Annotated in this window: 7 protein-coding genes; all 7 read right to left on the minus strand. The window is 63.8% G+C overall.

Going from position 1 to position 16570, the window contains the following annotated elements; translation table 11 throughout:
* Positions 1 to 106: 106 nt before the first annotated feature.
* Positions 107 to 2299 (minus strand): autotransporter outer membrane beta-barrel domain-containing protein, encoded by a 2193-nt coding sequence (locus PSEMO_RS07430; protein ID WP_075802776.1) that lies wholly within the window; start codon positions 2297 to 2299, stop codon positions 107 to 109.
* Positions 2300 to 2493: 194 nt separating this feature from the next.
* Positions 2494 to 4515, minus strand: coding sequence for a hypothetical protein (locus tag PSEMO_RS07435; protein WP_144443554.1), 2022 nt, complete (start codon positions 4513 to 4515; stop codon positions 2494 to 2496).
* Positions 4516 to 4740: 225 nt separating this feature from the next.
* Entirely contained in the window at positions 4741 to 5328 is a 588-nt protein-coding gene (locus tag PSEMO_RS07440) for an RHS repeat-associated core domain-containing protein (RefSeq protein ID WP_075802474.1), read from the minus strand.
* Positions 5328 to 9275, minus strand: a complete 3948-nt coding sequence (locus PSEMO_RS07445; RefSeq protein WP_075802475.1) for an RHS repeat domain-containing protein — start codon at positions 9273 to 9275, stop codon at positions 5328 to 5330. The genes PSEMO_RS07440 and PSEMO_RS07445 overlap by 1 nt, the downstream gene beginning before the upstream one ends.
* Before the next feature lie 79 nt (positions 9276 to 9354).
* The gene (locus tag PSEMO_RS07450; RefSeq protein ID WP_075802476.1) at positions 9355 to 12243 is read right to left on the minus strand and encodes a hypothetical protein; all 2889 of its coding nucleotides are present in this window, start codon (positions 12241 to 12243) and stop codon (positions 9355 to 9357) included.
* 15 nt (positions 12244 to 12258) lie between these two features.
* Positions 12259 to 14598, minus strand: coding sequence for a hypothetical protein (locus PSEMO_RS07455; protein WP_144443555.1), 2340 nt, complete (start codon positions 14596 to 14598; stop codon positions 12259 to 12261).
* A gap of 52 nt (positions 14599 to 14650) precedes the next feature.
* Positions 14651 to 16444: a hypothetical protein gene (locus PSEMO_RS07460; protein WP_075802478.1), complete on the minus strand. Its 1794-nt coding sequence runs from the start codon at positions 16442 to 16444 to the stop codon at positions 14651 to 14653.
* Positions 16445 to 16570 lie beyond the last annotated feature (126 nt).

Genomic DNA, 16570 nt, shown 5'->3' on the forward strand with positions numbered 1-16570 from the left:
CCATTTAACGGCAAGAAGGGGATCGGGCATAACTGACAGAAGTATCAGGTATCCGCGGCAGGCCAGGGTATTCAAGGAGCGAGCCTGGCGGCTCGCTCCCGCAGCATTACCAGCTATAGCGCAGGCCGACGTTGGCACCCCATGGCTGCTCGATCTGCTCGCCGTTGCTGTAGTCCAGGTCGACGTGCAGTTGCAGGCTCTGCGCCAGCGACACCGAGACCCCGGCCCCCAGCTCGCCACGCGAGCCGGAGAGGTCATTGTTGAAGCGGTTGTCGTTGACCCGCACCGCATTGTTGCTGGCGAACTCGTGGGCATAGGCGACCCGTACATAGGGCTGGATCACCCGCCCCTCGCCCAGCTCGACAGTCCGCCCGAAGGTGCTGCCAACCTTGCCCAGCAGCGAGTGGGTGGTATCGCCATCGGCGCGCATGCCATTGTCGAGGTCATAGCGCTTGCCCTGGATGGTCACGCCGGACCACTGGGTGTAGGGCTCGGCGAACCAGCCGTTGCCCAGGGCGATATGCCGGCCGAACTCCAACGAGGTCCCCAGCGCGTGGGTGTCGTAGTCGCCCTTGGTCCGGGTTCCGTCGCTGAGATTGACCGTAGCGTCGTTCTGCAGGCGGTTGAACTTGAGCACGGCATCGAAGTAGTAGCCGCTTTGCGGATCCAGCCAGGTGGTGTACGCCCCCAGGTAGTAGCTGTCGACCTGGCCACTGGAGCCACGGGCCAGGTTCAGGTCCGAGTCGCTGTAGCCGGCCAGCACGCCCGCCAGCCAGTGCCCGTCACCGATCGGCAGCGGCGCATCGGCACCGAAGGACACGCCCTGCTGGGTCTGTTGGTAGGCGGTGCCCGACGAAGCGGAAACGTTGTACTTATTGCCGTAACCGCGCATCCAGGCACCGGCCTTGCCGCCGTTCAGGCGCAGTTCCCCCATGCGGCTGCGCAGGCTCGACAGCTCGCCGTACCACACGGTGGGCGCGGCATTGAACAGGCCAAGCACGGTCTGGGTCCCGGGGCTGATTTTTCTCGTCGAGGCGTCCAGGTACCAGTTGTCACCATCGCGGAGCAGGTCGTAGGAAAACGTGCCAAGGTCCACCTCGCCGTTGAGCAGGGAGAAGCTGGCATCGCCACCGGCGGTTTGCACTACATGGATCTGCCCGTCGGTCAACGGGTCGGCACCGCTGCTGCCGACCAGCAATTTGTGATCGCCGTGGGCTTCGCCGGTCACTTCGAGAAAATCGGTCTGCCCGGTGGAGAAGTCGGTATCCATGATGAAGGTGCCGTTGCCGGAGAGGTTCTCCACGGTCAGGCGGTGGAAGGCGTCGGCCTCGCCGAACCGGACCGCGCCCCCGTCCATGACCAGGTCACCCACTTCGTCGTCCTCGATCATGTTCCACTGGCCCTGGCTGGCCAGGGTCAGGCTGGCGACGTTTTCCAGGGCGCCGGTCAGGGTGGCATGGTTCTGCAGGGTCAGGTTGGCCGTGGCGCCGTCCTCGGCCACCACATTGCCCACCAGGTGGCTGTTGTCCACGGTCATGTTGCCGGTCGAGCCGCTGGCGACCTTCAATACATTGCCGTCGCCGCCTGTCAGGGTCGATCCGTTGGCCACCACGATATCGGCGCTGACGCCCTGGCCTGCTCCCGTACCGACCAGGATCGCCGCACCGGTGCCACCCTCGACATGGGTGCCATCCAGGTTCACCGTGCCGCTGTCGGGAAGAGCGCTGTCCAGACGGATACGGATACCGTGGGTGCCGCCGATGATCGAGCTGTTGCGGGCCGTGACCGAGCCGCCGAACATCTGGATGCCCTGGCTGGTGGCATTGGTGCCGGTCACCTGGGTGTTTTCCAGGATCAGGTCGCTGTTGGCGGAAATCTGCACGCCGCTGCGGGCACCGGTGATGTTGCTGTCACGCACATTGGCGGTGGAGCCGTTGCTGCCCTGGCGTCCCAGGGACAAGCCTTCGGTTTCGCTGGTGATGTTGCTTCCCGAGATATCCGCCGAACCGCTGCCGAGGAACACGCCGACATTGATGCCGGTGGCGGTCACGGTGCTGCCGTTGAGGGTCAGCCTGCCGCCATCCTGGGTCAGGATATGTTGGGTCTGCGCACCATTGGCGGTCAGATGGGAGCCGCCGGTTACCAGGTAATTGTCGGAAGGCGTCGTTGCATCGATGGTTTCATCGCCGATGATCGTCCTGGCCATTGCATACTCGCTGCCCAGCACCAGCGGCGCGAGGGCGGCGAATTTCAGAATGCGAACCAGGGGACGCAGTTTGAACGAAGGAGTCTTGGGCATCATGAGAAGCTCTCGCAGGCTATGAAACGACGCGGTCAAACCAAGCTGACGGGCAACCGGGTTCACTTCGCAAAGGCCGGCGAGACTACAGACGACAACCCAAATTTTATGTAGGAAAATTCCACAAAATATAGCAGAGATTATGACAAGCCCCGCGCCCGCCGAATGCCCCGGGCGCGAGGTAACCCGGCCTGCTAGGGCACGCGTTTGCGCTCAGGCATAGGGCAGTAGCCCGAGGGCAGGTGCATGGAAACGGTCGCCACGACTTCCAGGGATGTCACCGGTACACCATTCAACTGGAAGGAATACTTGGTGTAGGCCCGCCCGTCGATCTTGCCCCCGTCCGGGTTATAGGTCGGCAGGATGTGCTTGTCGTAGGGGTGCACGCGAATGACGAAGCCGGTGGCCGGATGCTCGGTACCGATGATGTAGTCCTCGGTGAAGATCGCGTCCTCGATGATCTCACCGGTGTCGGCGAAACGGCTGTCCCAGGGTGTCCAGGTCACGGTCACGCTATCACCGTCCTTGAGCCATTTGCTCAGGTCGGGAATTCTCACCCGCACCGCCGGCTCGTCCGGATGGGGGTTGGCGAAGTCCTCGAACAGCGACTCGCAGAGCAGCCAGCCTCTGTCGGCGCTGACCCCCAGGTATTCCGGTGCTTCCGGGGTCAGGACGAAGGCGTCGACCTTCACGTGGTAGGTCTTCGAATGCTGCTTGTTGTTCCCGCCTGGCGCGCTGATGCGGTAATGCACCGGCACGGCGGGGCCATTGCCGACGTCCTGGATGATCTCCCAGGGAATCTCCACGCCGATCTCCGAGCCTGGCTCTTCGAAACCCTGCAGCACGTAGGTGTAGCCGAGGCGATCACCCCAGTAGAACTCGATGATCTCGTCCTTCACCGCCGGTGCGTAGAGGATGATGTTCTGCTTGGCCGGCTCGCCGTTGTCCGCGGGGGTCAGTTCGTTGAACTGCTCGGAGACCTTGCCATAGGTATCGAGCTGGCCCAGGGCCGGATTGACCGGGTCGGGCCAGGTCAGGTCCGGGTCGGGCCGCGGCGGACCGATATGGGAGAAGTCGACGTTGATCTTGATCTCCGGCGCATCGAACGGCACGGTGCCGCGCAGGATCCTGTAGCTGACACTGGTTTCCAGCTCGCCCACGGCGGTGCCGTACTCGGCCTTGAGAATGGCCGACGGTACCCGCACCGGCACCGGGAACACCGGGACCGAGCCCAACTCCTCCGCGGTCACCAGGCTGTTGCCCCACTTCACCTCGACGCGGTCTTTCGGCTTCCAGCCGACGTAGCCGGGAATGTTCACCACCACACCGATCCCGGCATCGGCCATGTCGATCAGGTTGTCGCCCTCGGCCAAGGGTACCGTCGGCGGCTCGAGGTCGGCCGGCAGGGTGCCCAGGGCAACGGCCACCGGCTGGTAGACGGCCAGGCGGCTGCGGTTCAGCGCCTTGTCGATCAGCATATAGGTTATGTAGCAGCCACCGTCCCCCACCTCGCGGATCAGATCCGTCCTGACCTTGAACGTCATCGGCTCGCCCGTCACAGCGAAACGCCCGCCGATCGGTACATCCATCGGGTCGTCGGGAATGGGGTAAGTCGCCCACCAGTAGATCAGTTCATCACCTGGCTGGCGGTCGCCGTACTCCGGAAGGGTGGCGGTGATGCCATCGGGGTTGTCGGTCAGGGTCTGCTCGCTGATGAAGCCATCGGGCATGATCAGCTTCGGCGGCTCGTGCGGGCGCCAGGGCTCGGAGGCGTCGACCAGCACAGTGAGCGCCGGCGACGTCTCCGTGGTGGTGTTGTAGTGGATGATCCGGTAGGTGATATCCCAGGCGCCATCCGCCTGCATGACCTCGACCGGCACGTGCCGGGTCAGCGGAAAGTGCGCGAGGAACGGCGGCGCCAGTTCGATCTCGTCGACCGTTTCGTAGTGGGTGGTGCCAGCGGGTGCCCACTGGATGAACACTCGCTCACGGTCCTCCGGATCGGCCGGGTCAGGCAGGGTCCAGGCCTGCATGGTAACGGCCAGTGGCGCCTGCCGGGCACTGCTGAACAGGGTATTGTCGTTGGCGTCGGCGATCACCCCGGGGGCCAGCGTCACCGGCGGCAGGTCCGTCGTTTCGTTACGCCGGTCCATTTGTGCCTTGCGGTAGTCCCTGCGCGCCTGCTCTGCGATTCGTTGCTGTTCTGACTGTGACATAGTGGTCACCCCTCTCCATGTGTCCAGCCATTCGCTGACACGGCGGATGCCGCTCCGGAACGAACAGCCGTGGGGCCATTTAATACCCCCGGATGGATTGGCGTAACTGACAGAAATAACAGGTGCACCCGGCGCGAGGGGCAGAAAAAGGCCGCCCCGAAGGGCGGCCACGAAGGGAGGGTGTGGAGGTCAAGCCAGGCAGGCTCACGGGCTTGAACGTTGATATCAGGACTTCCGATGCCCAACGGGATCACGAATGTCTTCGACACGTGGTCGCCCCGGCAGCGGTATACCGTTCTTATCGGTCAGCCCTTGCGTGTAGCTTTCCAGCTTCGACGATTTCGACGGCTGCTTGTGGGCATTCTCGAGAAATGCTTCATGCCTCTCACGGCTCTCGTACAGCTTGCTCGCCTCCTTCATCGACTGCAGTTCCTTGGCCTGTTGCTTGGCCGAAGTGTTGCTGCTGATACTCTGCTTGATACTGCCGTTCACCGGCGTTTCCGGAGCGTCGCCGGGCGCCGACGGGTATTTGCTGTTCCCCTTCGCCCTGTAGGCCGAGTACCCCAATCCCAAGGCCATCACACCGGAAAATGCAGCCACGATGCTCCAGTCGGCCTGGGCACGCCCCTTCTTCGTGGCGGCCATGATACTGGCATAGGCCGTGAAGGCGCCCGCGAGCAGAGCACCGCCCAGATACCAGACGTTATGCCCCGTCGGATCACTCGCATTCACCGGATCGCCCTTGCAATAGGCATAGGCATTCGGGCCTCCGCGGCCAAACGGGCTCCATTCGTCAGGGCTGCAGAACTTCATCAGGACAGGTCGGTAGAACCGGTAGCCTTTCCCAGCAGTTGCCCCCCCGCCTCCTCGTCCAGTTCGCCATTGAAGGCCAGGCGGGCCTGCACCCGGGTGCTGCGATGGCCGTGGGCGGTGTAGACCATGTCGGTGATACCCTCGCCGGCCACATGCTCGCTGAGCACGCTGTTCTTCTGGTCGCAGCCCAGCAGCAGGCTGATGTCGCCGGCCTGGTGCTCCGCCAGCAGGTTGCCTGCGCCGCGCATGAAGGTACTGCCCTGCTCGCCCTGGAGCAGGTTGGCCAGCTCCTCCTCGCGGTAGAAGCGCTGCTCGGCGCCCTGGGCACCGGACAGGCTGGCCAGGCGGTCGAGTGGATCGTAGCGGTAGCTACCGGACAGCGCGCCATTGCCGTCGCCAACCCCGAGCAGGCGCCCGAGGGCGTCGTAGTTCAACTGCCGGGCCTGTTCGTCGCGCACCAGGTTGCCGTCCTCGTCGTACTCCAGATCGATGCGCTGCGGATACGGTTCATCGCTGTTGATCACATGGGTCAGTTGGGTCGGATCGGCGGGGTTGTCGTAGTGGTAGTCGGCACGGTTCTGACCGCCGGGGAACACGGTCATGACCCGGGTGATGTTGTCCATTCCGTCGAAGCGGAACAATTGCGCCTGCACCGCCTGGCCGTAGGCGTCCAGCGGCGGCGAGCCATCGCACTGGTAGTCGGTCAGGCGATTGCGCTCGTCGTATCCGTAGCGCTCCTCGCGCACCAGCGTCTCCCCCTCATGGTGGATGCGCTTGGTCAGGCGATCCACCGCGTTCCACTCCTGGGTCAGGTGCTGGGTCAGGTCGCCGAAGTCGAAACAGCGCGAGATCTCCCGGGAGAAGTCGTCGTAGCCGATCTGCACATGCAGCTGCTCGGCGTTATCGTGAGTCTTGATGCACTCCAGTTGCCCCAGGCCGTCATAGTGGAAGGTCGAGTTGGTGGACCCCAGCACGGTACACATCAGGCGGCCGGCCGTATCGTACTCGTAGGTCTGGGTCTGCCCGAATACATCGGTATAGCTCAGCAAGCGCCCGCGCAGGCTGTAGGCGTAGTGCATGGCGTACTCCTGGCCATCCTCGCTGCGCGTCTCGCTTTTCAGTTCGCCGGTGCTGAAGTATTCGCGCACCAGCGACTGGCCCAGCTCGGTGCAACTGAGCAGGCGGGCGTTCTTCTTGTCGTACACATAGTCGGCCGCCACCTCCGGCGACAGCTCGCGACGCATGGGCTCATCGCCCAGTTGCGGCAGGTACTCATAGGCGATCACCGCGCCGGCCGGGGTGGTCACCGTGGCCGGCTGCATGCGCCCCGGCTTGTAGGTGAACAGGCGTTCGCGGCCGCCGGTCACCGAGCGGGTCATCCGCGACAGGCCGTCGAAGTCCTGCTGGCCAAGCTCGACCTCATCGACGCTGATGTGGGTCGGCAGGTCTTCATCGCTGTGGGTGACGAAGCGCCGGCGAACCACCGCCAGGCCAGGCAGGACGTTCTCGACCAGACGGTCGAAGGCGTCGTAATGGTAGAGGGTGGTCTGGTCCCGACCGTCCACCTCGCGTCGGGTCCGGCCCAGGCCGTCATAGAAATATTCGTGCAGGCTGATCCGCACCGGCTCGGCCTCGGTATCGAAGCGCTCGACCCGGGCCGGCTTGCCGAACAGGTTGACGCGGGTCACGGTCTGCCCGCTGACCTGCTCGCCGTCGATGCTTTCACGCCAGGCCCGGCTGATCGGCCCGGTCCAGTCGGTACTGCCGATGGGGTCGTGCTCCTCGAACACCACCACCTGGTCCGGCCCTGTGTCGCTGCGCTGCTGCCCCCAATCGTCATAGGTAAAGTGGTGCTCCAGCGGCAACTGCTCCTGCAGCAACCAATCGAACTCGCACTCCTCGACCTTCTGCCCCAGGCCGTCGAAACGCGCGGTATAGGTGGTGCGCCAGGCAATCTCGGCGTCGTCGGCACCGTCGACGTCCTGACGCTCCTCCAGAATCGGGCGGTTGAGGCCATCGACCGTGGTCCGGGTTTCGACGTTCTTGACATCGGTCATCACCTGGACCGCCCGCTGACCGTCAAGCCGGGCCAGGGTGTAGGCATAGTGGCGGGTGGCTTCGTAGTCGGTATCCGGGGCCACGGTTTCGGACGTGACCCGGCGCAGGCTGTCATAGCTGTAGCGGATCACCACATCGTCATCGTCGTGGGTCTGCACCGGCTCGCCGATCAGCAAGGCGTGCTGGAGCACCAGGGTCTTGCTGGTCTTATCGAAGCCGGTCAGGGTCTCGGTGGTTTGCAGCACGCCCTCCGTGGCCAGCACCTGGTAGCCATAGTCGGTGAAGGTCGGCTGGCCATTGCAGGTTTCACTGTCGCTGGCGATGCGTCCGTGCAGGCTGGCATCGTCCGGCTTGTCGAAATGTTCGTGGCGGGTTTCCTTGAGCACGGTCGCGCCGTCGCTCAGGGTTTCGCTCTCCAGCGCCAGCCAGGCGTTCTTCGCCACCGAGGCCAGGGGTTCGAGGCGAACGTAGCGGTATTGGGTGCGCAGCACCGGCGCATCGCAGGCGCCATCCGGCGCCGGCGTGACCACCTGCTCCTTGAGATGACGGACGAAGCCATCCGGATCCTCGGGGCAACCGTCCTCCCCTGCCGCCTTGTACCAGGTGCTGCTGGTGCTTACACCGTCGGGCCGGACTTCGAGGGTCGGGTTGCCATCGAGGTCGAATTCGCTGATCTGGGTCTCGGTGCGGTGCCGGCTCGGCTCGCCGTCGATCGACCAGCGGGTTTGCACCGAGCGTGGCAACTGGAAGTTTGCCGGCTGGTTATCGAAGGCGGTGTCCAGGGCATGATAGGCGGTCGTCACGGTTTTCACGCAACGCCCCTGCTGGGTCTGTTCCTCGGTCATCAGGTGGAACCGGTTGAAGGTGTACTTCACCGTGCGCACCACCTTGCCATCGAGTACGTGGCTGGCGACCGAACCGTAGTCGTAGGTGTAGTCGACCTTGTACAACTGGTCGAGGCCATCGTCCTGCCAGTTGATCGAGGAGCCGTTGCCGATGAAGTTCTCGGTGGTGTAGGTGTAGGTGGTTTCCTGCGCTGCCAGGCCCGGGCCAGGCACTATGGTGTGGCGGGTCACCCGCGGCAGATTGGGCCGGCCGGTGCTGCCCGGATAGGCATGGCCACCATCGAGGTATTCGAGGGTTTCGCTGCCGCCCAGCGGCGTGCCAACCGACTTGATACAACTGATACCGCGGACCGTCTCGTAAGTCAGGCGCCAGGACGCCAGCTCCGGCACCGGCAGCACGATCTCGCTGACCCGGCCACCACTCAGCTTCATCACGAAGCGCGACAGCGGCTTGTCATCGAACGGCGGCAACAGCAGCTTGACCTCGGAACTGTCACGCACAAGGCGCAGCAACTCGCCGCTGGCATCCGCGATGCTGGCCAGGCGATGGGTCGTCTCGAACACCGCGTAGCTCAGTTTGACCGCATGCCCGCTCGGCGCCAGGATCTCGCTGGGCAGGGCGATGCGCCGCGAGCCGCTGCCAAGCTCCTTGAGCACTTCCACCAGGCCGCTCTTGTGCACGATGCGCCAGACGCCGTTGCCCTCGTCGAAGAAGCGGAAGGTGTCGAGCTTCTTCTCCTTGATCGACGGTTCCTGGCCATCACCGGTGACCTTGTAGCTTTCCCCGGTATGCAGCGACAACATGCTGGTGACCGGGTTGAACTCGCTCAGGCGCAGGTTCCAGCCCAGGCCGTAGCCGCTGTCGAGCAGGTTGAGCGGATTGAAGTCGAGCTTGATCGGCACATTCGGGCCGATCAGGGCATTGGCCTTGAGCTCGGGCAGGTCGATCGACAGCGTGTACTGCCCGGTCCGCGGGTCGACGCTGTTGTTCATGAAACTCATGAAATTGAAGGCGTTGGAATGCACGGCGGAAGAAGTGGTCATGGTCTTTGGTCCCCAACGGAGAGAGAGCAGACGGCGCGGGCCCCGGTCGCTGGCCCGCGCCGCCCGGATTGCAGAGCGGTTACTGGATCTTGAGGACCAGCGTGTTGCGGCTGTCCTCCTCTGTCGGTGACTCGTAGCCCACCGCCAGCCGATGGCGATTGCCATACACATCCAGCAGGACGAAGATCACCGGTTTGTCCAGCTTCTCGCGGAAGCGCTTGTTCGGATCGCCTTCGGCCATGTCGTCGTACCAGTACCGCATGTCCGCCACGCGGTGGTTGCTCACCAGCAACTGGCCCGGAGACGGCGTGAAGTCACCTTCGAACTCCTCGCGGATCGGCGTGCCCAACGCCTCGCGTCCCAGCCTCTGGAAATAGGTGTCGAATGACAGCCGGGGCGGCGGCTCGTCGTAGCCGGAGAATGGGTACGGATAAAAGGCGTAGCCGGTGTAGCTGAAGAAGGTCTCGGCCATCTGCTCGCTTTCCCACTGCATGGTCGAGCAGTTTTCCTCGATCTGCAGGGTGGCGAAAGGTACTGGCCGGCCCAGGCTCTGGTAGTTGATGTACCAGTAGTCCAGCGAATCCATGTAGTAGGTGAAATCGTCGTCGCTGCCGGGATCGTCACCGCCGGGAGGGCCCTGCCAGACCCGATCGCGCACGATGTCGAAGTCATGGCCCGGACCGACCACCGGATCCACGAAGGGTGGAGGAACTCCGGTCAGCTCGATGCTGGTGTCCTCGACGCCTTTATCCGTGGACTCCCAGATCCCGCCGAATTTGTCGGTGAAACGCACGAAGAACTTCTCCGTGTCCCGCACCGTCGTATGCAGGTACAGTTCGCGATACCGCGTCTTGCCGTTGCGCGGCACCGGCACGGGCTGGCGCTGCAGCGGACCGGCCGCCGTGGCGGGGAACAGGGCGAAGCGGTTGGCGTACTTGTGGGTGAAGCTCACTTGACCACTGCCGTGCTCGATGCCTTCCTGCTCGTCAGCGAGAAATCCAATGTCGTCGCCGGTGTACATGTCCACCAGGCGGATCGACGCGACCTCGGCATCGTCCAGGGGCACCTCGTACTTCTCACCATCGAAATCGACGGTCGTGGTCTCCACCTCCACCACCAGGGGAATCTGCTGGTAGCCATTGGCATAGGCGCGGGTCAGGTTGTTGGGCGCCCTGATCTTGAAGGTCTCAAGCTGCGACCAGGGCGGCAGTTCCTTGCGGGCCGACAACTGCACCACCGCGTAGCCGGTGGCCAGGACCCTGTCGTCATAGACCAGCTGGCAGAGCACCAGGCTGATCACCGAGGTGGCCTGGTCTGGCGGGGTGAATACACCCTGGGCGTCCACGCTGCCTTCGCCGATCACGCTCCAGCGTTGGTACTGTGCCTCGATATCGGTGCTGAACGACGCCGTCTGGCCACGGGCGACGGACGGCACGTACACCGGCTCCACCAGCGCACCCGGGCTGCCGCCCAGCACGATCATGGTCGACTCGATGGTCTCGCCGCTCAGCTTGTCGCGGCACTGGATCTTCTGCACATTGATCAGCGTATCGACCTTGTCCGGCGGCGTGTAGACCGCGTGGCCCGGGCCCTGCACCTGCAGGCTGCCGATGCCCGGCGCGAGCAGCGTCCACTCCAGCTCGCCGCCACTCTGGCTCGATACATGGATATCCACCGGCTCACGCCCGCTGAGCAGGGACTGCGCCCGCGGCTGTACGCTCATCAGTTCGAAACGGCCGAGCACCATGGCCGAGCTTTCATGGGGCTGGCCATCGATCCTGTACTTGGCCGTGACCACCGCAGGCACGCTGTCCTGGCCCATGCGCTTTTCCGCCGGCGCGGTATAAAGCCCGCTGCTGCTGATGCTGCCCGCGGAGATCGGGCTGCCGAGGCTGCGGGTGCTCCATTGCACATCCGTTACCAGGCTGCCATCGGCAGCGCGCACCCGGAACTGGCGCTCCTGGCCCGGCTTCACCGCCCCCAGCAACGGCTCGATCACCGCGCTCTGCTGCGCCGGCTGGATGTTGCCCAGCACCAGCAGGTCGTGCGGCTCATGACGCCCGTCGGCGGTTTCGCTGAACAGGTTGCGCGCCGGGAAGCCCAGGCGCTCGATCATTTCCAATGGACGCTCGCCGACCCATTCGCGCAGCTCCGCATTCAGCACCAGCGACGCGTTGTACAGGGGCTCGCCACCCTTGCTCATGTCACTGGGGATCAGGTAGGGGAAATCATCGTTGTGTGCCGGTTCGCCACCGTTGCTGTCGATGCCCTTGAGCCGGGTGAACAGCAGCAGCGCACCGTCACCGTCGGTGGAACCGGGCGCCGGCTGGGTGTACACATGGAATTCCCTCGGGCTCAAGGGGTTGTAGCCATTGAGGTCCATCAAGCCCATCTCGAAGATGCGCCGGCTGCGCGGTTGCCCCTTGATGAAGTCGAGCAGCAGCGCGCCCATGGTTTTCTGTGCCCGTTCTTCGACCAGAACGTTGCACAGCGGTTTTTCACCCTTTTCCAGGTCGAGGACGAAGCGACCGCGGTGGTCGACATCGCCGACCAGGGTCGAGAGGTCCAGGTCCATGGCCAGGGTGAAGCCGTCGGCTTCGCTGAAATCGAAGCAGGTCAGCAGCCGCGGCATGCTGTCCATCAGGTTCTGCACCAGGCTGAAGCTGCCACCGATCACCCCGACCGACAGCCTGACCCGGGCCATGGGCAACGCAGCCGGTTCGAAGGAAATCTGCGGCGCGCCGAAGGTCAGGTTGCGGAAGGTGGCGAGCATGCTTTGCTCGTCGGTCAGCGACACCGTGCCACTGAACGGCGGCATCAGGCGGAAATCGCTGAGTCCGCTGACGTATTGATGGCGCAGCAGGTGGTTGATACGGTCGCGGCCGAAGGCGGCGATGGCGCCCCAGCCGAGGGTGACCGGCTTGTCGCGCATGCGCGCCAGCAGTGCTTGCAGGGTATGTTCGGACATGATGGTGACTCCCTCTCAGGGCTTGCCTGGCTTGTGCTCCAGGCACTTGGCCTGGACTTGGAGCGCCTTGTCGATATCTAGCAACGGGATCGGCAGGATGATGTGGCCCCTGGCCTTGAAAATGCCGATCGAATACAGCGCCTCGACCACGGCGAACTTGTGCTTGCCGGCCGGGTCGATCTTAAACAATCCATTAGGGGTGACGGTTCCGGATCCGGCGACCACCGTAAGGGTCAGGTTTTCATCAGGTGGCACATCGTCCATTTCATGCTTGAGGCGCAGTCGCACCTCGTCCGGCTTGTCGGTCTTCTCGTAGCGAATGGTCAGGGTGCCAGAAATATGGGTCACCACGACGTAGCTGGAAACCTTGGAGCCCGTGCTCTTGTTCTCCACCACCACTTCCTCGACGAGGATATGGACGTCCTTCTTCGGCCCGGGCTTGAACGCCTTGTCACCGAACTCGACGTTGCTCGGCACGATCTGCGAGCCGGAACTGGGGTCGGCGATCGACCAGACCAGCTCGCCGTCACCCAGGGTGCCCGCCGACATTTCCCGCAGCACCCCGCTTTCCACGCCCATGGACACCACCAGCGGGTTGAGGGCAATGTCCCGGCTGACGATGCTGACCAGCGCACTCTGGCGGTAGTCGCCCACCTTGGCCGTGACCCTGACCCGGGTGAAGGTGCCGTCGAGTTCGCTCTTCTCCGGCGCGGTATACACTCCGCTGGTGCTGATGCTGCCGACGTTGTCGGACGAACCCGGGACCTTCTCCACCGACCAGGTGACACCGCTGAGCGGCGGCACCGTCTTGAACGTCACCTGGCCTTCGGGGCCGACCTTCTCGTCCATGGGCGTGATGGAGAAATGGGTCAGGGAGGGAGAAACATCGCCGACCAGGAACATGTCACGAGGCTGGTGCACGTCCTTGAGCACCACCACGTTGTCGCCCTTGAACATGATGCTGTTGAGGCGGAACACATCGATGGCCGAGGCTGGTTCGGAGAACCTCGCCAGGGTGTCGAACAACCGCTGCGCCAGTCGCGGCTCGAGGAAGCTGGTGATTTCCACAAAATTATCGATCACCACCGGCAGCTCGTGATCACCGGGTGACACTTTCAGGCGCTTCATCGGGGTTTCGTCCAGGGCGACCAGGCTAACCATACCCGTCGCACTGTCGAGCCGGGGTTCGAACGAACGGATCATGTGCCAGGCCGCATCCGCCCAAAATTCCTGTATCTGACCATACTGCGGTAAAACTCCCAGGCGGAACTGCGAAAAGCCTTTCCAATCCAGCGTGATACGGCCGTCGCTGAACTTGCAGGTCATGACCACATCATTGTTGGCCAGCGGGAACGCGAGCAAACCAGCGGTGATCTCCTTGAAGGTCGCGCTGCTGCCGGTGATTTCGGGCCCGCTGACAACACCCCGCAATACCCGCATATGATCGATGATGCCTTCCTGATAGCTGACCAGTTCGAAGTCATATTCGCTGCCTTGATCGGCCAGGGCCCGGCAGCCCTCGGAAAAGATCTTGGCCATCAGGAAGTCGTGGCCCAGCAGCATGCTGGCCGAGAAACCATCCGGGATCAGGTACGGCTGGTCCTCGTCCTTGACCGCGATCTTGCCGTTGTCCTGGCCCAGGGTGGTGATGAACACCAGCACCGCCCCGGCACCACGGTTGGCGGAATGCGGATCCTTGCCTCCGGGCGCAGCATGGGTGCGGATAAAGAACTCCTGGTGCACCAGGTACTGGTCGGGGTTCACCTTGATTTCATTGAGCACGTGGATCTGCTGGTCCTCCGGCAGGTCCTTGAAATAGTCATTGAGGAATTCCCCGCCGATTGCGCGTTCACGGTCGGTCGCCGCGAAGGTCAGCATGATGACTTCGAAGTCATCCTTGAGGTTGAGGTAGATCTTGCCGTCCTCGCTGATCACCCCCTCGGTCCCCTTGAGCTTGATGTCCATGTACACCAGCGGTCCCTGCAGGGCATCGATGGAGCTGATCCCGGCCACCTTCAGCTGGCCGGAGTCCGACTCCTCCAGGGACACCTGCGAACCACCGATGACATGCATGGTCAGCCGGGCTTCCGATTTGTCGATGCTGGCGTTCTCGAAGGACAGCCGTCCGGCATCGAGGATGTAGTCGTAGGTCAGCTCGCGGGTCTTGCCCGAGGTCGGCACGTCCATGTTGATGGGTTTCAGGTAGGTACCGGCGGTGAAGCGTTCGATGTACTCCTGGAGCAGCACGGTATTGGTCTTGGTCCGGTCGTAGGCGACGATGCAGTTGAAGCCGCCGGTCCGCGAGCCGCCGCGCAACCACTCCAGCATGTCGTCAAGGGAAGCTCTGGATTCCATGGTGTGTATCCTCTTTCGGTGCAGGGTTGCATAAGCAGGCGTTGGCCTGCGGTCAGGGTCTCAGGGGCAGGTTCAGGTCCTTGAAGGGGTAGTAGCTGCCACCGCCGTCGAAACTCACCCTGGCGGTCAGGGTGAAGTTCTGCCCCATTTGCAAGGATTCGAGGAACATGCGGATCAGCCTCGCCTCGATCTGCTCGGCCGCCACTTCGGCGGCGGTCACCGGCGCGGCGTTACGTACCATCAGGTTGACCGGCTGGCCTCCGGCGTCCACTCCGCTGGCTTCGATGCTGAGCAACTGGCCCACGGCCATGAAGTACCACCTGGCCAGGACCAGGTCGGCCCCGGCAGCGGGAACCCTGGCCAGGGACAGGGCCCCGGAGTCGGCCTGGACGATCTGCACATTGCCGTAGCTGCTGCGCGGGATGGCTTCGATCCGCAAGTTGAAGGGCTCGGACTTGAGGGGCTCTTCGCCCTCGGGCGTCAACTGGTAGAACACTTCGAAACGCTTGGTCTCGCCCGCGCCCATGTTGGCGGCGATGGCCGTGGACGGAATGTGGAAGCGGCGTTCCCGGCCGTTGACCGGAGTGTCGGCGATATGCTGCCCGCCTGCCGGATGACCGTCCCAGTGCACGGCCAGGCGATCGCCCGGGCCCAGCGGGAAGCTGTCCGGCACGTCGACGTAAGCGCCCGTGCGGGCATCGAAGGCCAGCAACACACCCTTGTTCTCCCCGGCGCCGCCCTCGGCCGTGGCGTGCTCGACGTTTGGCGGCAGCAGGTTCAGCGGCGCGCGGATGTTCAGGGCCAGTTCTTCGCTGCTATGGGCCACACCCTCGCGGGCATACTGGTGGAACACCCGCACCTGGCTGCCGATATTGGCCTGCAGCCAGTGGGCCTCGATCAACACCTCGATCACCCCGCTATCGATGGCCGAGGTATCGATGCGCAGCGACTTGATCACGCTGTCGGCCTCGCGTCCGCCAATCCAGTGCACCAGCAGGCGGTCACCGTCCTGCATGTCCGGCCAGGGCGCGATACGCAGGTACAGGCCATCGGGAAAATGCCCGGGATCGAGGCTGTCGTCGTCATGCCCCTCGACTTGCGGCGCCGGCAGGCGCGCGGAGTCTGCCGGGCGGATCTGGAACGTCTGCACTGCCGAGACGCTGGCCTGCTCGCCCGAGGCATATTCGACCCGGTAGCTGACCTCGGCATGACCGCCCTCGATCCAGCTCAGCTGGCTCTTGGGCACTTGCCAGGTCAGCGGTTTGCCGACATCGGCGGCGCTCAGTTCCTTGGGCTGCGACCAGGTCTCATCCAGCTCCCCGTCGTCGTAATAACCGGCAAAGCTGAGGGTCACCTTGTCTCGCGGACGCATGGCCAGGTAAGGCGGGACCACCGCCGGGGTGGTGCTGCCGATGACGCTGTCGGGGTCCAGGGCCAGGTCATGGGAATCGCGCATCTGCGCCACCGGCAACACGGCCGCCTGCCGCGGGCGTACCCCGACGTAGCAGAACTGGCGCAGCGACTCCGGACCGCGCTCGCCGCCCTGGAGCGCGACCGAGTAGGAGTACATGGCCCAGCCCTGGTCCAGGGCGTTCAGCAGGCTGCCCCTGATGGTGACCGCCACGCCCATCTCCGGGTCGTAGTTGGAGTCGTCGACTTCGATCACCTCGCCGACGTAGTCGTAGGCTGCGCTGTCCTGGCCGCAGCCACGCCACACGGGAAAGACCTCGTCGCCATGGGCAAACCCCGGGTACTTGATCCAGGTGGCCAGGTCCCCTTCCAGGTCCTTCAGGTCGATGGTGTCGTCCCGCAACAACGGGATGGACGGTTTGGGTAAATCACTCATGAGTCATTCCTGTCAGTGGCCGGAATCAACCGGCAGGCATTCGCTTGCAGTGGAGTTTTTGTACACCCCGCTGCGCGTTGCCGGTACTGGCAGAACTATCAGGTTGCCAAATGCGCAACGGCAGTT

It is taken from the genome of Pseudomonas putida, assembly GCF_001941965.1.
GTDB lineage: Bacteria > Pseudomonadota > Gammaproteobacteria > Pseudomonadales > Pseudomonadaceae > Aquipseudomonas > Aquipseudomonas putida_L.

Excerpts from the sequence above, each read along its gene's own strand:
- PSEMO_RS07430 (WP_075802776.1), bottom strand. The coding sequence starts at position 2,299 with ATGCCCAAGACTCCTTCGTTCAAACTGCGTCCCCTGGTTCGCATTCTG.
- PSEMO_RS07435 (WP_144443554.1), bottom strand. The coding sequence starts at position 4,515 with ATGTCACAGTCAGAACAGCAACGAATCGCAGAGCAGGCGCGCAGGGAC.
- PSEMO_RS07440 (WP_075802474.1), bottom strand. The coding sequence starts at position 5,328 with ATGAAGTTCTGCAGCCCTGACGAATGGAGCCCGTTTGGCCGCGGAGGC.
- PSEMO_RS07445 (WP_075802475.1), bottom strand. The coding sequence starts at position 9,275 with ATGACCACTTCTTCCGCCGTGCATTCCAACGCCTTCAATTTCATGAGT.
- PSEMO_RS07450 (WP_075802476.1), bottom strand. The coding sequence starts at position 12,243 with ATGTCCGAACATACCCTGCAAGCACTGCTGGCGCGCATGCGCGACAAG.
- PSEMO_RS07455 (WP_144443555.1), bottom strand. The coding sequence starts at position 14,598 with ATGGAATCCAGAGCTTCCCTTGACGACATGCTGGAGTGGTTGCGCGGC.
- PSEMO_RS07460 (WP_075802478.1), bottom strand. The coding sequence starts at position 16,444 with ATGAGTGATTTACCCAAACCGTCCATCCCGTTGTTGCGGGACGACACC.